Raw genomic sequence first — 17844 nt, forward strand, 5'->3', positions numbered from 1 at the left:
AGGGTTGATTTCATGAACCGATCTCTGAAACTGGCGATGGGCCTGCTCCTGGGCTCGGGCGCGCTCGCCGGGGCCGACGAGCCCCGCCCGGTGCCCCTCACCCGGCCCGAGATGAAGCAGCTCCTCGAAGACATGAAGGCCCGGAAGCCCCGGATCCCGCTCCCCGAGCTGACCGAGGACGAGAAGGCGACGCTCAACGGGCGCGAGGCCGGTTACGAGGCCCGACTCCGGACGCTCTACCTGCCCCCCGGCGAGGGGTTCGGTTTCGGGGGGAATCGAAACGCGGCGCGCGGCACCAACGGGGCGGCCCCGGCACCCGCCGCCTTCGGACGCAACATCGACTCGAATATGTCGCTCGATTATGCGTTCAAGACCGAGCTGTTCTGGATCGTCTCGCGGACCAACAACTGCCAGTATTGTCTGGGGCACCAGGAATCGAAGCTCCTGGCGGCCGGCCTGACCGAGGATCAGATCGCCGCGTTGGATGGCGACTGGTCGGGGGCCACCCCCGCCGAGCGTGCGGCCTTCGCCTTCGCCCGGAAGATCACCTTCGAGCCGAATGCGCTGACCGACTCCGACATCGACGGGCTCCGCAAATATTATAAAGACTTGCAGATCCTGGAGATGATCCTCTCGGTCGCCGGCAATAACGCGATCAATCGCTGGAAGGAAGGGGCGGGCGTCCCCCAGTCGAAGGACGGCGGCAACTTCAACCGGAGATCGGCCGCCGGCGCGATCGCGAGCCCCGCACCCGCGCCCGACCACCCGCAGACTTACCTGACCCCGACCCCCGAGAAGTTCCAGGCCAGCATCACCCGGGTCGCCCCGGTCCTGAACGACCCCACGACCGGCGAGCCCACCCGGCGGACCGTCTTCCGACGCCCCCCGCTCGAATCCCGGGCCGAGGTGGAGAAGGCCCTCGAAGGCGCCCGCAAACGGACCCCGCGCCTCCCACTCCTGGACGAGGCCCAGGCCCGAGCGATCGTCTCCGAGTTCTATCCGGAAGGCCCGATCCCCCAGTGGGTCCGGCTCGTGGCCAACTTCCCGCGTGAGGGTCTCAACCGGGTCACCAGCATCCGGGCCGCCGAGGAGAAGGGAGAACTCTCGCCGCTCCTCAAGGCCCAGGTCAGCTGGATCATCGCCCGGCAAGACCGAGCCTGGTACGCCCTCGGCCTGGCGAAGGCCCGGCTCAAGGAGTTGGGCCAGTCCGACGATCAGATCGATCAACTCGATGGCGACTGGTCGAGCTCCAGCCCGACCGAGCGGGCGATGTTCACCGTGGCCTGCAAGCTGGCGGCCTCGCCCGTGGTCCTGACCGACGACGAAGTGGACCGGGCCGTCAAGCTCGCCGGCCCCCGCGACGTGGTCCAGCTCATCAGCTACACCACCACCCGAGCTTCCTTCGACCGGATCACCGAGGCCGCCGGGCTCACGCTCGAGAATTGACCCTCGGGGTCGGGGCTGGAGGTCTTCGGCGTTGCCCCGAGTCCTCCAGTCCCTCAGCCCTCCAGTCCTCCAGCTCCCAGTCCTCCCAGCCTCAGCTTCCCGGCGATCCCCAGGCAGGCGGCACCCAGGGCGGGGTCGGCGGCGATCCGGTCGGCGGCGGCCTTGCAGGCGTGTCGGACGGTGGCGGGATCTCGCTTCCCGAAGTATTCGCCGATGGCCCGGAAGCTCATTGGGGTGTGGAGCCGCGCCAGGTGCATCGCCAGGTGCCGGGCCTCGGCGACGACCGCCCGACGGGTCGAGCCTCGGAGGTCGCGGAGCCGGAGGCCGAACCGCTCGGCCACCGCTTTGGCGATCGCCTCCAGGGTCGGGCCTTCGCCGACCGGGTCGCCCGCCAGGATCGGCCCGACCAGTTCCGGACCGATCTCGCGCCGGTGGACCTTCGATGCCAGGTTCAACTGCGAGAGCCAGCCATCGAGCGTCCGGTAGCCGTCGGCCGCCTCGGCCATCGGCTCGATCACGTCGATGGGCAGGGCCAGCCCTCGGGACCTCGCGAGTTCGAGGAGATAGCGCCGACGCGACTCGACCGAGGGAGGGTCGAGCCGGACCGACAACCCGCCGACCAGCCGGTTGACCAGCCTCGGAGGCCAGTTCAACCACTGGCCCGGCCCCGACCTCGCCGCGACGGCCACCGACGCCCCGGCTTCGTCCAGGGCATCGAGTGTGTGCGAAAGTTCGACCATCGCCCAGGGGGCCCGCTCCAGCGATTGCAGATCATCGATCACGAACAGGTCGAGACGTCGGAACCGGTCGCGGAGTTCCGCCCATCCGCCCGAGCGGCCCGAAGCCTCGGCACAAGCGGCCGCGAACGCCTCCGCCTCGATCTGGGCCACCACCGATTCCGGTCGACGGAGCAACCGCTCGGCGACCAGGCCCGTCAGCAACCGCGACTTCCCCGATCCCGACGGCCCGTGAACCACCAGGGGCGAGATCCCCGCCGTCTCCCCCCGGGCCAGGGCCATCGCCCCCGCCTGCGCCAGCGCATTCTCCGGCCCGATCAGGTAGCCGTCCCACGGATGGGAGGGCGTCGAAGGTCGAGCGAAGTCGGACATCGGGCCGCCCTCCGTTGCGGTCGATCCTGAATTGCCCGCTCACCCAGGAAGGGTGGCTAAACGCTGGGTAAAGGTCCGTCGCCCGGCCGACATCGAGGATCAAGGCCGGCGCATGGCGTAGGTGAGGATGACCAAAGTTGCCGCCAGGTACAAGGCCCCCGCGAACGGAGTCGCGAGCCACGAGAACGCCGAAGCCATCAGGCCGACGACCAGAATCATCACGAGGACGAAGTCCCGCGACTCGTCCAGACCTCTCCAGTGATTTCGTCGCCGGAGGGCCGTGAGCCCAACATGACCGGTGGCCAGGATCAGCAGCATCCCCGTTGCCAGGTTAGGAAGATGCCGCTCCGGCCCCGTGCGTGCGATATTGAGGAGCGATCCGTGGGCCGCGAACAGGAGCGAGCAGGTCGCCACCGCGACCATCAGGTCGAGGACCGTCCGGCTCCCGGAAACGGCCGGCGACGCGGAGGTCCGATCGGAGGGCTCGGGGATGTCGCCGTCGGAGACCTGATCTCGATCGGAGCCCATGTTCAACCCCGTTGCACGTCGAGCCTGGTCACGTTGACGATGATTGATGGTACTCGACCCGTCAAAACGAGAGCCGTTCCCGACCGGTTCGGGCTTGCGCCATCACCGTCCCGCCGAAGGTTCCCAGTGCGGCCAGAGGGCCGCGTGGCCCTTTTCCAGATTGGTGATCCGGGTCTCCGACCGATCGGCAAGTTTCATCGTGTAAAGCTGCCGGATCCCGTCTCGCTTCGATCCGTAAGCCAGCCATTGGCCGTCGGGCGAGGGCGTGGGGTGGTAGTGCAGCGAGCCCTCGGGCGCGTGAGTCAGTTGTTCGGATCGGCCGTCGAGCGTGGTCCGGAAGAGTTCGACGTTCTCGCCGACCTTCGCGGTGGAGAAGATCGACGCGCTGTCGAGCGACCAGGTCGGAATGTCGCTACTCCCGCCGTGGAAGTCGGGCACGTCGAGGAACTCGACCATCCCCCGATAGCCGCCCCGGTCGGCCAGCTTCCGGAGACCGGTGCCGTCGGACTTCACCACGAAGGGATGGCAGTTGTAATGCTCGCCGGAGACGAACAGGAGGTGGGTGCCGTCGGGCGACCACTGGGGGGCGAAGTTGAAGGGGTTCCCGGTCGCGATCTCGACCGCGTTCGAGCCATCCGCATCGGCCACGAACACATGATAGCTCTTGTGATAGGCGATCCGTCGGCCATCCGGCGACGCACTGAAACCGTAGGCGAACTCCTTCGAGTCCTTCGTGAGATCGCGCTTGTTGCGGCCGTCGCGATCCATGCTGAAGGGGTGGGAGTCGCTCCCGATGAGCGCCTGGAACCCGAGCCGGTCCGGGTCGCCCGGCCAGAAAAACAGCCCGGTGTTGTAGAAGCTCACGCGATCGACCGCCGTGAGGTTCGTGACCGATCCGGAGGCAAGCTCGACCAGGTTCATGTCGTAGAGCCAGCCTTCGGCATTGAAGCGGAAGGTCCGGTGCTCCTCCTCCCACCGGGCATTCTCGGGGCTCTCCCACCCCCGGCCGACGATCGCCAGCCGACCATCGGGAGACCAGCCCGCGAACTGGGTCCACGAATTTGGCTCGGAGGCCAGCGCCGGGGCGACTTCCTTCCGACCCGTCCCATCGGCCTGCACGATCATCGCCCGCATGGTCGCGATGTTGGGCTGACGGCCGCCCGGCAGGTCGGTGAGGAACTCGGTGTAGCCGATCCTGGGGGATCGCGGCTCGTCGGCCCCGCAGAACAGCCACACGGCACACCCCGCGATGATCCTTCTTGCGGTCGGGCTGAACGGGCTCACTCGCATGCTCCGAGGCTCCGTAGTTGTCGAGGGTCGAGGAGGGACGGCCCGGGTTCAAACCGGCGCGCGATCATGACGACTCGCCTCTGAGCATGGGCCGCTTCGAGTATTCGGTGGAGATGGATTCGATTTGAGGATCGAGATTCGCCTCGGCCCGTCGGCCCAGGAGGCGGACATATCCCAGATAACGGCCCTGGTCGGCTTCCAACGCCTCGATCTCATCTCGATTGTCCGGGAAGGCCGTCGTGTGCCAGTCGAGCCAGGATTGCCAGCCGCCGGGCATGGCGTCGGCGACCTCGATCGACATGAGGCCGGTCCGCTCCCAGTGCCTCCGCCACCAGGCGGCCGAATGCAGGCTCCAGAGGTCCCGGGTCCACCAGCCCCGGAGATGGTCGGGCACCTCGCCGTCGATCTCCTGCATCAATCCGGCCCCGGCGATGCCCACCTGGCCGCCCAGCTTGACGAACCGGGCGAGGTAGTTCAGGTAGAGGTCGTCCGTCCCGTAGTAGAGGAAGGAGTCGATACTCACGATCGCGTCGAAGAAGTCTTCCGCGAAAGGCAACGACCGGGCATCGGCATGGATGGGGTAGACACCGCCGTCGACCCCGGCATCCCGGATGCGCCGGATGTTTTCCGAGGCGCTGAACCAGAGGTCGGTAGCCCAGACCTGCACCCCGAATTCCCGATTCAGGAAGATCGACGAGCAGGCCCGGCCGCACCCCAGGTCGAGGATTCGCATCCCGGGCTGCAAATCCATCCCGGACGCGAGCCATTCGGTGAGCCAGAGCGAGTTGGCCCCCCCACTGGCGTTGGCGATGACCCAGTCGGGGTGATATCGAGAGGATCGAGGAAAACGATCCGAGACGAACCGAGCGTCCGGAGCCATGTCGATCACCCCCCGCCCACCGATCGCCGAAAGACTACGCTCAGATCCCCCCGACCGGCTTGACCTGCACCCGGACTTCCTGGCCGTCGCGGAGGACGACCGCCTCGACCGACTGTCCGGGGGTCGACCCGTGGGCGGCGGCGTAGGCGTCGGCGAGGCTGGTGGTCCATCGGCCGTCGAGGGTGGTCAGGACGTCGCCGGGCCTGAGGCCCGCGGTCTCGGCGGGGGAGCCGGGGCGGACGGCCCGGATCGCGATCCCGGACCCGTCCTTGACCGGGTCGCCCAGGGTCAGGCCCAGGAGCCCGGCGGGGGCGAGCACCCGACGCCTGGCGACCTTCGGGCCCATCAGGCGGTCGGGCAGCTCCTTGACGAGGTCGCGGACCTCGAAGTCGACCGGCTCCAGGGTCATCATCTTCGCCTGGTAGTCGATCGTGGTCCGGTAGCGGGCGAAGAAGGTGAAGCCGATGATCCCGTCCAGCGGTCGGCCGAGGAAGCCGCCGAGGACCTTGAGCGTCGGGTGGTCCAGGACGATCACCGGGATGTCCTTCGCCTTCAGGTCGCCGACCTCCAGGGTCTTGATCTGGCCCTCGCCGCGCATGGCCATCAGGAACGACTTGGGGGCGTCCTTGGCGATCGTGCCCGACTCCTCGGCCGCCTTGTTCCCCAGCAGGGTGATCGGGGCACCCAGGTCGAAAACCAGGCGATAGGGCCCCTTGCCGTTGACCTTGGCCTTCACCACCATGTGGTTCGAGGCCACCAGCTCGAACGGGACCTTGGCCGGTCCCTGCTTGGCCTCGGGGGCCGGGGCGTCCTGGGCCAGCGCCAGGCCGGCCACCGCCAGGGCGATCGCGAACGGGGCGAGCCATCGTCGATGGGCGATCAGATCCGGTCGCGACATCAGAGTCCCTCCCCGGCGGTCAGGGTCCGTTTGAGCGTCTCGCCGTCGCGTTCGAGGGTCAGGACGACCTCGTCTCCGGGCCGGACCTCGGCCACGGCTTCGAGGGCGGCCTTGAGGGTGTCGACGGCCTGGCCTTTCACCTTCGTCAGGAGGTCGCCCGCCTTCAGGCCACCGGCGGCGGCGGGGGAGTCGGCCAGGAGCCCGGAGACCCGGAGCTTCCCCGCGTCCTCGGCCAGCTCGATCCCGAGGAAGCCCCGAGGGTGGAGTTCTTCCTCGGGCTGCTTGCCGAGCATCGCGGCGGCGAACTTGGCGATCGGCCCCAGGGCGTTCATGGCCTTCATCTCGGCGGGCTGGTTGGCCTGCATCTTCTTCAGGGCGGCCCGGGGGACGAACGGTTCCTTGGGCTCGTAGTCGAGCCGGGTCCAGGTCATCCGGTCCTGGGTGGGGTCGAGCTCGATCTTGAACCGGGCCAGGGCCGAGAAGCCGAGGATCCCGTCGATCGAGGCGCCCGGCAGCCCCAGGGCGTTCATCCCGACCATCTGGAAGATGTCCTCGATACGCGCCTTCATGCCGTCGAGGTGCGCCCCGCCCTCGAAGTCGACCCGGCCGATCGAGGTGAAGTATTCCTCGGGGTCGGCGACGATCCCGGACTTCCTGGCGGCCTCGGCCCCGACGAAGATGTGCGGGGCCCCGGTGTCGACCAGGAAGTTGAACGGCCCCTTGCCGTCGATCCGGACCCGGACCAGGAAGTGGTTCGTGTCGGTCATCCGGTAAGGGACCTTGTACGACCGGCCCACTTCCGGGACGGGCCGGGGGGCGTCGACCGCCAGGCCGACCGCCACCGTCATCAGTCCGAGCCACGCGAATCGTCGATTCATGGGATCATCCGCCTCCGTCCATCCCCGAGACCCCGGGCGGGCCGGGCCTTCCGGCAATTCACTCGATCCTGAAATCTTACGCGAGACCAGGCCCGCCGGGAACGGCCCGTCCGGAGATTGCGGCGAGCGGGTATGCCCGAGGAATCTTGGGACTGGGAGCAGGGTGCCATGCTCTCGCGAAGCGTGAGCATGAGAAGACGGCCGGGCCACCCCCATGCTCACGCTTCGCGAGAGCATGGCACCCAACGATCCTCGAAGGCACTGCCAGAACCTGGGAGTCACGCGGTGATTCACAGGTCGGTACAACGCCCCTCGCGCAAGTCGCCCAGGGCTTCATCGACCAGAGCATCCAGTCGGCCCTCGGTGGCATCCTGCTCGAACTGTCGGTCCCAGGCAGCCGCGTCGTACTCGGCAAACCAGGCGCGAGGTTCGACAAGCTCGTCTTCGGGGAGCTTGCGCATGGCGTCCTCGATCTCGCGGATGGTACTCATAACCCCAGCGTATCTCCCGCGGCCTGACAGGGCAATGGATCAAATAGGCCGACAAGAGGCATAACGTCCTTGTCCGTCAGGGGGAGCGACAGGCATTGAGACGTTGCAGGCCACTCACCCCCACCGGGCCCAGGCCACCACCGCGACGACCTGCGCCGCGATCACGCAGGCGAACGGGATCAGGAAGGCGGGCTTGCGGGTCTTGTGCCTCAGGACGAACATGGCAATCGCGGCGGCGGGCGATCCTCCGATCAGGGCCAGGCCGAGCAGGGCGGCCTCGGGGACCCGGCGCTCGTCCCGGCCGGCCCGGCGCTTGTCCCAGGCGTAGGCGATCCAGGTGGCCAGCCAGATCGCGCCCAGGTAGGCCCCCACCCAGCCGACCCCCGCCTTGTGCAGGCCTCCGGTCACGCCGAGCAGGATCGCGACGAGCAGGCCGAAGGCCGACATGGTGGGCGAGAGCCCGACCCGACCGGGGACGACCCTCGTGGCCCTGGGCCCCTTGTCGGTGGGCTCGGCGACGAACTCGACCCTCTGGCCCGACTTCAGGGCCTTCCGGCCGTCGACCGCCGTGATGTGGACGAAGACGTCCTCGCGATACTCGGCCGAACGGATGAACCCGAACCCCTTGTGGAGGTCGAACGAGACGACGATGCCCGATGCCATGCGAATCCGCTCTCCCGATCGTGTGGTATCGGACCATCGTAGCCTCGAAAGCCGACCTTGGCGAGCGGATGCTCCCGTCGGCCATTTCGATCGCCAAAGATGCCAGACGTTTGCGGCGAGGCGGATCGCGCGTTAGTTTCGGAATCCATCGGGGCGGCGCCCACTCTTCCTCGACGCCCCCGGACCGAACCGCGAGCCACCCAATCATGGCGAAATCGTCCTCCTCATCCGACCCGTCCCCGGTGCGCCCGCCCCTCGACCGTGCGCGGGCCAAGGCCTATGCCCGGCTCCTGCCTTTGCTCTTCTTCAGCTACATGATCGCCTATGTCGATCGATCCAACGTGGCGATCGCCGCCCTGACGATGAAGCGGGACCTGCCCGCCTTCACCGACGCGGTGATCGGCTTCGCCAGCGGGATCTTCTTCGTCGGCTACTTCCTCCTGGAGATCCCCGGGACCCTGATCGTGGAGCGTTGGAGCGCCCGCAAGTGGATCTGCCGGATCATGGTCACCTGGGGTTTCGTGGCCGCCCTGACGGCCATCGTGACCGTCCCCTGGCACTTCTACGTGATCCGGTTCCTCCTGGGGCTGGCCGAGGCCGGATTCTATCCCGGGGTGATCGTCTACCTGACCCACTGGTTCCCCAGCCGCGACCGGGCCAGGGCGCTGGCCTATTTCTTCGTCGCCACGCCGATCGCGCAGTTCGTCAGCCCGAAACTCTCGAACATCCTCCTGAAGATCGGGACCGACGAGATGGTCAACGGCGTGATGGTCCATCATCCCGAGGTCTGGGGGATGGAGGGCTGGCAATGGGTCTACATCGCCTGGGGGATCCCGGCGGTCCTCCTGGGGATCGTGGTCCTGTTTTATCTGACCGATCGCCCGGCCCAGGCGAAGTGGCTGGACCCCGAGGAACGCGAGGCCCTGGAGCTGGAGCTGAAGCGTGAGAAAGAGTTGCACGCCGGCAGCAACCGGCACATGACCGTGCTCCAGGCGCTCAGCCATCCCAAGGTCCTGATCCTGGCCGCCGCCTACTTCTTCGTGGTGACGGGCAACTACGGGATCGAGTTCTTCATGCCGAGCATCCTGGAGAGCCTCTACTCGATCAAGCTCGACCAGATCACCTGGCTGGTGATCCTCCCGCCGATCGGGTCGCTGGTCGGCCAGCTCGTGATCGGCTGGAGTTCCGACAAGACCGGCGAGCGCCGGCTCCACACGGCCTTGCCGATCTACATGGGTGCGGCGGCCCTGGGGGTGATGGTCCTGATGGAGAAGCCGCCGCTCTGGCTGACCGTCGGCCTGTTCATCGCGGCGATGACCGGCCTGAAGGCGTACCTTCCGGCCTTCTGGTCGCTGCCCAACCTGTTCCTGGCCGAGAGCGCCGCCGCCGGGAGCATCGGCCTGATCAACTCGGTGGGCAACCTCGGGGGCGCGGTCGGCCCCTCGGTGATGGGGGTCGTCAAGACCACCACCGGCTCCTTCCGGGGCGGCCTGACCTATCTGGCGGTCTCGATGGCCATCTCCGCCACGATCATCATGATGCTCGGCCTGGGCAAGCGAGTCCCGAAGGCGAATGCCCATATCGACCCGCTGGCCGAGGCACTGGCCGAGCCGACCTGAACCGTGATGAATTCTCCCTCACCCCAACCCTCTCCCAGCGGGAGAGGGAGCCTGAAATTCCCCTCTCCCGCTGGGAGAGGGTGGCCGAAGGCCGGGTGAGGGTCCCCTCCGATCCGTCAGACGGGGCCGCAATGGCCCTCGGCCACCACCGAATTCGGCGAGTCCTTCGGAATCCGCTCAGCCCTGGGGCGAGGCGGCCTGGCCGGACGGGGCGACTCCCTGGGCACTCGGGGCGACGGCGGCGGGGACCATCACCGTCCGGGTCACCGGGACCTGGCGGGTCACCGTCCGGGGGACGCAGGTCGTGGTGGTCACCGGGACCTGCTCGGTCACGGTGAAGGCCACCTGCTTCGACATCAGCTCGGTCACCTGATGCGACCTGGTGGTCATCACCGTCACCGTGTACGGCTCGGGGACGCTGTAGGGGACCTGGCGGGTCGTGGTCTCGGTGATCTGGCGGAAGTTCGTGGTCATCACCGTGACGGGGACCTGCTCGGGCACCAGGGTCGGGACCTGGCGGGTCTGCGTCTCGGGGACGAATCGAGTCTTCGTGGTCGGGACCATCTCGGTCCGCTGCTCGGCGACGTACCTGGTGACCTGCGTGGGGACCATCTCCACCTTGGTCTCGGTGACGTGGTGGGTGACCTCGACCGGCTTCTGGCGATACTCGGTCGTGGTGACGTCGTGCGTCTCCTTGATCTCGCGGGTGACGGCCTTCTTGGTCATGGCCTGCGGGCTCGCCTGGGGGCTGGCCTGGCCGCTGGCCACCGGCACATCCACATACTCGGTGACCGTCCGGACGGTCGTCACCGGCTTGGTCACGCTGTAGGGCTCGCTGATCATGACCGTCCTGGTGACCGGCTTGATCACCGTCGAGGTCCGAGGCTGATTGACCGTCTCCGTCACCGGCTTCCTGTCGGTCACGGTCCGCGCGACCTGGACCGTCTCGGTCACCGGCTTCTGGACCGTGTAGGACTCGGTCCGGTACTCGGTCCGGTAGCGGGTCTCCATCTTCGTGGTCGGCACCTGCTCGGAAACGGTCCGGGTCACCGGGACCGTCTCGGTCTTGTACTCGGTCCGATACCGGGTCTTCGACTGGGTCACGGGGACCTGCTCGCAGACCGTCCGGGTGACGGGGACCTGCTCGGTCCGGTACTCGGTCCGGTAGCGGGTCTCCATCTTCGTGGTCGGCACCCGGTCGTAGACCGTCTCGGTCACGGTCTCGTAGGTCGTCTCGACCTTCGGGACCATCGCCGGGCCGGCCTCGCAGTCGCAAGCGACGACCGGAGCCGAGTGCTTACCCTTATGGAAGTGGCCGAAAGCCAGGGCGTCCCCGGCGCCCGCCAGGGTCAGACCGAACGCCAGGCCCCAGGCCGGCCGGATCTTCGTCGCCAGACTGCTCATGTCGCGTCTCCCGGTTGTGCGTCTCGACTGTGGATTCGTCGTGCCGGGCCAGCGCGGCCGACCCAGTTCCCCCATCCTAACGGGAGATCTGGGTAATTTACATAGAAAACGGACGATTTGCCGGCATGTTCAGCGAGTCACGGGATCGACCCGGAAGAGGGCGAAGGTCCGGTCGAAGCGGTCGGCGGGCCCTTGGGTCACGCTCTCCACCCGTCCAAGCTCGCGGAGGGCAGGGAGGTCGCGTTCCCGACCCACCAGCGCATAGGGTCCTGGTCCGGGCGGGCGGGCCGCGAGGTCTTCGACCCCCTGACGCCAGACGGCGGGCCTCTCCAGCGAGTAGAGCCGGATGGCCCAGTCGTGGGGCATCGGCCCGAACGGGGTGGGGTAGGGGTTGCGGTCCCAATCCTCGTAGAGGAAGACCAGGGGCGTCGCCCGTTCGACTTGCCGGCCGACCTGCTCGACGAAGGCCCACTCGCGCCCTCGACGGTCGAGCCGGGGGCCGAGGATCAGGTGCCCCAGGCCCGAGCCCAGGCCGAGGGCCAGGAACAGGAGCACCGCCCCTCGGAGGACCCGGAACTCGGACCACCCCCGGAGTCGGAGCCGGGCCCCGACGCGAATCAGCCCCAGCGCCGCCCAGACCGAGAGTGGGGGCAGGGCATGGATGGCGTAGTGGGCATTCTTGACCGTCGCCGTCGAGAGGACCAGGACCGGCACGACCGCCCAGGCCCAGAGCAAGCGATCCGGCCCCCCTCGTCGAGCGATCGCCCGGACGATCGAAGGCCCCGCGCCGATCAGGGCCAGCGGGGTCCAGGGCATCGCCTGGAGCAGGACCGCCGGGACATATTGCCACCAGGGACCGCCGATGAAGTGCTCGGGCTGGCTCGAAAGCCGGTCGGTCACGTGCAAGGCCCAGAGCGAGACCGCCGAGGGGAGCCGGACCGCCGCCAGGACCGGCCAGGTCAGCGCCAGGACCCCCGCCAGGCACCATCCCCAGGGGTTCCGCAAGGCCCGGAACCCCCGCCGGTCGCGATCCCAGAGCAAGACCACCACGATCGCCGAGCCCGCCAGGACCGCACCGAAGCCGATCCCCTTGGCCAGGGCCGAGGCCCCCAGGCCAGCGAAGAAGGCCCATCGCCAGTAGGGGGAAGGGGGGGCTTCCAGGGGAGGGTCGGGACGAAGCGCGAGTCCGCCTCTCCCCGAGAGAGAACCGAGGTTAGGGTCTTCGCTTCCTCCCTCTCCCCCCGGGAGAGGGTCGGGGTGAGGGTCTTCGACCGACCAGGACGGCTCCAGATCAGAAGATCGGATCATCAGCGATGAGGCGGCGACCCTCTCCCCCGGCCCCTCTCCCCGAGGGGGAGGGGAGGCAGACGCGACGAGCGAGGATCTGAACCCGGCCAGCAGCCGACGCCTCGTCAGGTGCGGCCCGCGAGCCACCCCGACGGATTCCCCCGACCGGAGTCGGTCGAACGCCAGGATCGTCCCGGTGACGAGGCAGGCCAGCAGGATATCGGCCTCGGCCAGGCGTCCCCGGAGGATCGTCCACATCGTGGTCGCCTGGATCAGGCCGGCGAGCCATCCCACGTTCGGCCCGAACCGCCTCGACGCGAACCCGGCGATCCCCAGGGTCATCAGGCAGGCCACGACCGCCGAAGGGGCCCGCGCGGCGAACTCGCTCACCTCGCCGGTCACCAGGCCCACGACAGCCACCAGCCAGGTGGCCAGCGGGGGCTTCTCCAGCCAGGGCTGGCCGTCGATCGTCGAGACGATCCAGGAACCGCCCGAGATCATCTCGCGAGCCGCCTGCGCGACGAACGCCTCGTGATAGGTCAGACGCCCCGATGACCCCAGGCCGATCCCCATCGAGAGGGCCGACAGGCCCACGATCGAGGCCAGACGCGCCACCCCTAACCGATTCTCGGGCATGACGTTCGGACCCTCCCTGGCCCCGCTCCACGCCGATCGAGCCGGGACCGAGCCCCGACGCCCCGGCATCCTAACCCAATAGCCCATCCCCGACGAGCCGGAATCTCTTGATGTCATTCCGGTTGACGCCAGGACACGGGGCATTTAGCCTGGATTGCACAACTCACCCAGATTACGCCGCAGAGAGCCACACCCATGAAGAATCACCGCGAGCGGTTCCGACGGGCCCTGGGCTTCGAGCAGGCCGAGGACCGGACCCTCACCACGCTGATCTTCGTGCTCAACGGCAACGCCTTCCGACCGGCGCGGCCGAGTTCCCTGACCGCCGACGCCGCGAGGGTGCTCAAGAAGGCGGGCCACCAGGCGATCCAGATCGCCACGCCCGAGATCAATTCGGGGGCCGCCTTCGACCAGTTGGCCCGGAAGATCGCCTCGATCGCCCACGGTCGGCCGATCGGGATCGTCGGCTTCAGCGCGGGGGGGAGCCTGGCCGCTCGGTTAGCTGGGGTCGCCAAGCTCCACGTCAAGGCCGCCCTCGACTACTACGGGCCTGCCGACTTCCGCGACTATCTCGACCGGCACCAAGGCGATGCCTTCTACCGGGCCGTCGTCGGCCGAGTCCATTTCAAACCCTCGGCGATCCGCATGCTCAGCGGCCCGATCCAGACCTCGGCCTACGTGGTGGGAGCCTTCGGCCTCGACGATCGGAACGTGGTCGCCTCGGATAGCATCGCCAGCTTCCGGAAGGTCATCCCCAACGGACAGACCTACACTTACCCCGGCCCGCACGGGGCCTCGATCAACGCCAGTCCCCCCGCCTTGCGCGACTTCCTGGCCCACGTCTGACTCAGGGCTTATGAATAAGCGGGCCGCCGGAGGCCTTGGAGTGCGGAAGCTTGCTGCCGCTTTCCACCCCGGAGCTTGCTCCGGGAGCCATTGGCAGACAAGCCATGGGGCGCCCCCCAGAAGACCTGGGTTCGCCATGCTGGACATCGCTCGCGAGATCGTCGCGCCTTGCCGGGATCGCGGAATGTTATTACATTGGTAACAACACAACGGAGGTCCCGATGGTGGAACTAAAGGTCCGGAAGTTTGGAAATTCGCTGGGCGTCATTTTGCCGAAGGAGGTCATCGCGCATCTGAATACGCAAGACGGCGCGCCGCTGTATCTGACGGAAGCCCCGGAGGGCGGCTATCGCCTTGTGCCCTACGATCCCGAATTCGAGCAGAAGATGGCGAAGGCCGAAGAAATCATGCGTCGTTATCGCGACACGCTGCATGTGCTCGCGCAGTGAGCGAGCCCCTCTGGATTGATGAGGGCCTGTCGCTGATCATCCACGACCGGCTGCTGGTCCTGCATGGCGGTTCGCCCGGCATCCGGGATCGGGGGCTGCTGCAATCGGCCCTCGCGCGACCTCGGCAACACGCCGCTTATGCCGAAGCTTCCGAAATCGTCGACCTGGCGGCGATCTTCACGGCGGGGATCGTGAAGAACCATCCCTTCGTCGACGGGAACAAGCGCACCGGCTTCGTGCTCGGCGTACTGTTCCTGGAACTGAACGGCTACCGTTTTACCGCCACCCAAGAAGATGCGGCGAACGCGGTGCTGGCCCTGGCATCGGGCGAGGTGGACGATCGAGGATACGCCGCGTTTCTCGCGGCCAATGTCACCCGCACTGAGATCTGAAAGTCTTTGACTCATGGAGACTCGATCGAAGCCAGCCCCCCGCCTTGCGCGACTTCCTGGCCCACGCCTGAACGGGCCCATCATGGTGAAGCGAACGTCCGTTTCGTGATTCACCGGCAAGCCGGTCGCCTGATGCCTCAAGCCCGGGGTTTCCGGCGATCTGGTCATCATCCCAGGATGGGCGGTTTGCTTAAATCAGAGCGATTATATCTATTTCTGTTCCGCCTCAAAGGCTGGCACATCTCATTCATATGGTGCATCCGGCAAGTAGGATGACGGAGCATGAAATTCGGAAGAATCTAACCCGTAACCCTTTGTGACGGATCGATGTTGTCTCGGGTTTTGCCGGATGCACCACATAATTGGTCCGTTACACTGGTTCGGCTGAAAAACCGGTGCCCACAATGTATGAGTCGAACAGCACGAGCACGGATAGTTCCTCTTCCTCAGCCTTCCACAGAAGTTCCGAAACACCGTTAGGCCCGTAAACCCGAACTGGCGGATGAGGTGGATAGGGGAAGTATGGTTCAAGACCACTTCCTTTGAGAACGGAAGCGTATTCTTGGAGGAGTTGATCTGGCCCTTGAGCTAAGACCCCATGACCGTCCGAAAGGCGGTTGTGGATACCGAGGTAGCGATTGAAGGGTATCCAGCCTCCAGTGACCTGATGGTGCCGCTGGTAGAGGTCCCAGATGAGGCCCTCACGGTTGGCTGGTGGACCTGCGAAGTTGAGTTGGCTGACAAGGTCCTTGTAGCCCCACAATAAGACATGGTCGCGGGAGAAAACAACTTCGCCGTGGGCTGCGAACCCGCCTTCCTTCAGGTCGATTTCACGGAGATCATCTACCCGGAACACCCAGGATTGATCAGGTATATCTTCCGAGCGGGTCTCGATGAAAACCTCCAGGTGCAAGGCTCGCCCGTCTCGCCGAACGGATCGCCAGTTTATCGACCATTCTTCGGAAACGCCCAAGCTGTCGGCCCGATCTATGAACGAGAGAAACCCTTCGATAGTGCCCACCTGCTACTCCTAAGCATGCTGTCATCAGTGTTCTCTATGGTGCATCCGGCTTGTCCCTTGACGCCGGGCCGAAGCAACAATTGCCTGCCGCGTTACATGTTGCGAATTTCGCCCTCGTAGCCCGACTTGCCGGATGCACCACATACTTCACCCTTCGCGCCCGAAGAAATTAGCCCAGGCTTGCTTGTGGAACCCACCTTGCGGTCCGGGAAACTTACAGGTTATCGAAATACTTCCGAGTCAGAGGCCCGTCCCCGTTGAGGAGTGCAAGAGTTTCCGCCGATTCCGAAGGCGTCGGCGACGGCATGTCGGCCCATGGGGTCGATGCTCCGACCTCGTACCGATGAGCCAGGCGGCCCACGATGCCGGCGGCTTCCAGCAGCGAACGGGCGGCCTCCTCGTGGGTGACGTCGAACCCACATTTCATCCCCGCGATGGCGAGGCAGCATGACCGGCATGGTCCATCATATGTATTTTTGAGCGCACCCGGACGGTCGGTGCAGGCGAGGAGGACACCCGCCGCCGACCTCAAATTAGACTCTCGCCACCGATAAAGTTCGGCCGAGCTTAGCCGCTGGGAGCGACTTCGGAAAATTCCCGGGAGTTGAATCATACCCGCGATGATGACCGCAGCAACCGCCACGGCGACCATCAGTCGCCGGACCGAGAATCGCAGGCGGGGCAGCTTCATGCCGGGGCCTCCTCAGGGGAACGAACTGTCCGCGTCGCTATACTTCAGCCGATCCAGTTATTTCGGCTTCCGCCCTCCGGATCGATCACCCTCGCATTCAGTGATCAGCGAACCCACCAGTATGTCCAATTCCTTCTCATCGGGAAAGTCGACGAACCTGCGCCGGATCACCCCCTTGTGGTCGATCAGATAGAGCGTCGGCCAGGCACTGACGTGCCATTGATCCGAGAGAGGCCCGCGAAATCCACCGTTCCGGAAGGAGGGCCAGGTTATCTCTTTCTGCGTGACGGCCTTGACGGCCTTCTCGATGTCGTCGTCGCCATTGACGCCCAGTAGCTGGAATGGACGCCCCTCGTACCTTCGGACCATCTCCCGCTCCCGGGGGATCGCAGCCATGCACGGCCCGCACCAAGTCGCCCAGAAGCTCAGCAGGACCACCTTGCCGCGATAGTCCGTCAGATCCAACGGGCCACCGAACAAGCCCTCGCACCGCGTGGTCGGTGCCACACGACCGGGACGCAGGTCCTTCAGGAACCTGATCTCCACCCTGGAGAGTTCGCCGACCGTCGTGCCTTGCGACTCCACGTCGGCGTACTCCGACGAGGCCCGCTCGAAGTAGCCGATCGACCGGTCGAGCGATGAGTCCAGATCCCTCGGGTCGAGCACGACACCACCCTCGGTCCTGGCCTGAAAGCAGACCGCGAGGCAGTAGCAGGCCAGGCCCTTGACGCTCCGATTCGGACTCTTGTCGAGGAGGGCGAGGAGGAGACGTTCCGTGGTCCCGGCCGAGATCGCCATCCTGTTGGGGGAGTAGATCAGCATCTGGTCGATCGCGATCAGATAGTTGGGATTGGCGGCGTAGCCGCCGATGAACTGGTCGACCGCCACCGACGCCTCGGGGGTGTCGGGGGCTCTTCGGATCGCCTCCACGAGCGAGAGTAGCCGAATCTTGGGGTCTCGCGCGGCGATCGCCAGGCAACGCTCAGCGAATCCTCTCGGGCCGATCTTGGGGCCGCCTGGTTGGGCGGACCCGTCCTGGTCGTATTGCTTCAGGAGGTCCAAATAGTCCTTCTCGGCGTCCGAGGTAGCGGACTGATCGAGACCACCTGGTCCTTCTGCCGGGGCCCCTACCGCCGGCGCGAGGCAGGTTAATGCTAGGCAAATTACCATGTTTTCCAAATGCTCATTCCTCCACATTAGAGCGAAAATTTTCGTCCCTACTTCAGACATGCCACTTTCGACTCGACGTAAGTGCTTTTAAATCGGATCGAAAACCGCCGGTTTCGCCTCCCTAATGACCCGTTACATATTTTACA

The 17844-nt window shown here is 66.3% G+C and carries 18 protein-coding genes; 5 read left to right on the forward strand and 13 right to left on the reverse strand.

What is annotated here, in order from left to right:
• The first annotated feature begins 12 nt into the window (after positions 1–12).
• Positions 13–1446, forward strand: coding sequence for a carboxymuconolactone decarboxylase family protein (locus tag P12x_RS29100; RefSeq protein WP_435008612.1), 1434 nt, complete (start codon positions 13–15; stop codon positions 1444–1446).
• 53 nt (positions 1447–1499) lie between these two features.
• Here the strand turns inward: P12x_RS29100 and P12x_RS29105 are convergent, their stop codons facing one another.
• The 8 genes from P12x_RS29105 to P12x_RS29140 form a co-directional block, all read right to left on the reverse strand.
• Complete coding sequence (locus tag P12x_RS29105; protein ID WP_435008613.1) at positions 1500–2555, reverse strand: DnaA/Hda family protein; 1056 nt, start codon at positions 2553–2555, stop codon at positions 1500–1502.
• 99 nt (positions 2556–2654) lie between these two features.
• The gene (locus P12x_RS29110; protein WP_435008614.1) at positions 2655–3083 is read right to left on the reverse strand and encodes a hypothetical protein; all 429 of its coding nucleotides are present in this window, start codon (positions 3081–3083) and stop codon (positions 2655–2657) included.
• 102 nt (positions 3084–3185) lie between these two features.
• Positions 3186–4373 (reverse strand): hypothetical protein, encoded by a 1188-nt coding sequence (locus P12x_RS29115; protein WP_435008615.1) that lies wholly within the window; start codon positions 4371–4373, stop codon positions 3186–3188.
• Positions 4374–4437: 64 nt separating this feature from the next.
• A complete protein-coding gene (locus tag P12x_RS29120) occupies positions 4438–5253 on the reverse strand; it encodes an SAM-dependent methyltransferase (RefSeq protein ID WP_435008616.1) in 816 nt (271 codons plus the stop codon).
• A 40-nt stretch (positions 5254–5293) separates the two neighbouring features.
• Entirely contained in the window at positions 5294–6151 is an 858-nt protein-coding gene (locus tag P12x_RS29125; protein WP_435008617.1) for a PDZ domain-containing protein, read from the reverse strand.
• Positions 6151–7029: a PDZ domain-containing protein gene (locus P12x_RS29130; RefSeq protein ID WP_435008618.1), complete on the reverse strand. Its 879-nt coding sequence runs from the start codon at positions 7027–7029 to the stop codon at positions 6151–6153. Before P12x_RS29130 ends, P12x_RS29125 begins: the two co-directional genes overlap by 1 nt.
• A gap of 290 nt (positions 7030–7319) precedes the next feature.
• Positions 7320–7520 carry a hypothetical protein gene (locus P12x_RS29135; RefSeq protein ID WP_435008619.1) on the reverse strand — a complete coding sequence of 67 codons (201 nt, stop codon included), beginning with the start codon at positions 7518–7520 and terminating at the stop codon, positions 7320–7322.
• A gap of 114 nt (positions 7521–7634) precedes the next feature.
• Positions 7635–8183, reverse strand: coding sequence for a DUF1294 domain-containing protein (locus tag P12x_RS29140; RefSeq protein ID WP_435008620.1), 549 nt, complete (start codon positions 8181–8183; stop codon positions 7635–7637).
• 206 nt (positions 8184–8389) lie between these two features.
• On the opposite strand from P12x_RS29140, the gene P12x_RS29145 reads away from it, so the two are divergent.
• Complete coding sequence (locus P12x_RS29145) at positions 8390–9802, forward strand: MFS transporter (RefSeq protein WP_435008621.1); 1413 nt, start codon at positions 8390–8392, stop codon at positions 9800–9802.
• Positions 9803–9979: 177 nt separating this feature from the next.
• On the opposite strand, the gene P12x_RS29150 is transcribed toward P12x_RS29145, so the two are convergent.
• Together P12x_RS29150 and P12x_RS29155 are read right to left on the reverse strand one after the other, a co-directional pair.
• Positions 9980–11206 (reverse strand): hypothetical protein, encoded by a 1227-nt coding sequence (locus tag P12x_RS29150; protein ID WP_435008622.1) that lies wholly within the window; start codon positions 11204–11206, stop codon positions 9980–9982.
• A 129-nt stretch (positions 11207–11335) separates the two neighbouring features.
• On the reverse strand, positions 11336–13129 hold the full coding sequence (locus tag P12x_RS29155; protein WP_435008623.1) for an ArnT family glycosyltransferase: 1794 nt from the start codon (positions 13127–13129) through the stop codon (positions 11336–11338).
• A gap of 195 nt (positions 13130–13324) precedes the next feature.
• Here P12x_RS29155 and P12x_RS29160 point away from each other — a divergent pair, with 195 nt between their 5' ends.
• From P12x_RS29160 to P12x_RS29170, 3 genes are all read left to right on the forward strand, one after another.
• The gene (locus P12x_RS29160; RefSeq protein ID WP_435008624.1) at positions 13325–13975 is read left to right on the forward strand and encodes an alpha/beta hydrolase family protein; all 651 of its coding nucleotides are present in this window, start codon (positions 13325–13327) and stop codon (positions 13973–13975) included.
• Positions 13976–14196: 221 nt separating this feature from the next.
• Positions 14197–14424, forward strand: coding sequence for an AbrB/MazE/SpoVT family DNA-binding domain-containing protein (locus P12x_RS29165; RefSeq protein ID WP_435011747.1), 228 nt, complete (start codon positions 14197–14199; stop codon positions 14422–14424).
• The gene (locus P12x_RS29170; protein ID WP_435008625.1) at positions 14421–14816 is read left to right on the forward strand and encodes a type II toxin-antitoxin system death-on-curing family toxin; all 396 of its coding nucleotides are present in this window, start codon (positions 14421–14423) and stop codon (positions 14814–14816) included. Before P12x_RS29165 ends, P12x_RS29170 begins: the two co-directional genes overlap by 4 nt.
• Before the next feature lie 370 nt (positions 14817–15186).
• On the opposite strand, the gene P12x_RS29175 is transcribed toward P12x_RS29170, so the two are convergent.
• The 3 genes from P12x_RS29175 to P12x_RS29185 form a co-directional block, all read right to left on the reverse strand.
• Entirely contained in the window at positions 15187–15837 is a 651-nt protein-coding gene (locus tag P12x_RS29175; protein ID WP_435008626.1) for a hypothetical protein, read from the reverse strand.
• A gap of 214 nt (positions 15838–16051) precedes the next feature.
• Positions 16052–16528 carry a hypothetical protein gene (locus tag P12x_RS29180; RefSeq protein WP_435008627.1) on the reverse strand — a complete coding sequence of 159 codons (477 nt, stop codon included), beginning with the start codon at positions 16526–16528 and terminating at the stop codon, positions 16052–16054.
• Positions 16529–16585: 57 nt separating this feature from the next.
• Complete coding sequence (locus tag P12x_RS29185; RefSeq protein WP_435008628.1) at positions 16586–17590, reverse strand: TlpA family protein disulfide reductase; 1005 nt, start codon at positions 17588–17590, stop codon at positions 16586–16588.
• Positions 17591–17844 lie beyond the last annotated feature (254 nt).

Source organism: Tundrisphaera lichenicola, assembly GCF_051175385.1.
GTDB lineage: Bacteria > Planctomycetota > Planctomycetia > Isosphaerales > Isosphaeraceae > Tundrisphaera > Tundrisphaera lichenicola.

Bases quoted from the DNA above. Each gene is read 5' to 3' on its own strand.
- P12x_RS29100 (WP_435008612.1), top strand. From the start codon at position 13: ATGAACCGATCTCTGAAACTGGCGATGGGCCTGCTCCTGGGCTCGGGC.
- P12x_RS29105 (WP_435008613.1), bottom strand. From the start codon at position 2,555: ATGTCCGACTTCGCTCGACCTTCGACGCCCTCCCATCCGTGGGACGGC.
- P12x_RS29110 (WP_435008614.1), bottom strand. From the start codon at position 3,083: ATGGGCTCCGATCGAGATCAGGTCTCCGACGGCGACATCCCCGAGCCC.
- P12x_RS29115 (WP_435008615.1), bottom strand. From the start codon at position 4,373: ATGCGAGTGAGCCCGTTCAGCCCGACCGCAAGAAGGATCATCGCGGGG.
- P12x_RS29120 (WP_435008616.1), bottom strand. From the start codon at position 5,253: ATGGCTCCGGACGCTCGGTTCGTCTCGGATCGTTTTCCTCGATCCTCT.
- P12x_RS29125 (WP_435008617.1), bottom strand. From the start codon at position 6,151: ATGTCGCGACCGGATCTGATCGCCCATCGACGATGGCTCGCCCCGTTC.
- P12x_RS29130 (WP_435008618.1), bottom strand. From the start codon at position 7,029: ATGAATCGACGATTCGCGTGGCTCGGACTGATGACGGTGGCGGTCGGC.
- P12x_RS29135 (WP_435008619.1), bottom strand. From the start codon at position 7,520: ATGAGTACCATCCGCGAGATCGAGGACGCCATGCGCAAGCTCCCCGAA.
- P12x_RS29140 (WP_435008620.1), bottom strand. From the start codon at position 8,183: ATGGCATCGGGCATCGTCGTCTCGTTCGACCTCCACAAGGGGTTCGGG.
- P12x_RS29145 (WP_435008621.1), top strand. From the start codon at position 8,390: ATGGCGAAATCGTCCTCCTCATCCGACCCGTCCCCGGTGCGCCCGCCC.
- P12x_RS29150 (WP_435008622.1), bottom strand. From the start codon at position 11,206: ATGAGCAGTCTGGCGACGAAGATCCGGCCGGCCTGGGGCCTGGCGTTC.
- P12x_RS29155 (WP_435008623.1), bottom strand. From the start codon at position 13,129: ATGCCCGAGAATCGGTTAGGGGTGGCGCGTCTGGCCTCGATCGTGGGC.
- P12x_RS29160 (WP_435008624.1), top strand. From the start codon at position 13,325: ATGAAGAATCACCGCGAGCGGTTCCGACGGGCCCTGGGCTTCGAGCAG.
- P12x_RS29165 (WP_435011747.1), top strand. From the start codon at position 14,197: ATGGTGGAACTAAAGGTCCGGAAGTTTGGAAATTCGCTGGGCGTCATT.
- P12x_RS29180 (WP_435008627.1), bottom strand. From the start codon at position 16,528: ATGAAGCTGCCCCGCCTGCGATTCTCGGTCCGGCGACTGATGGTCGCC.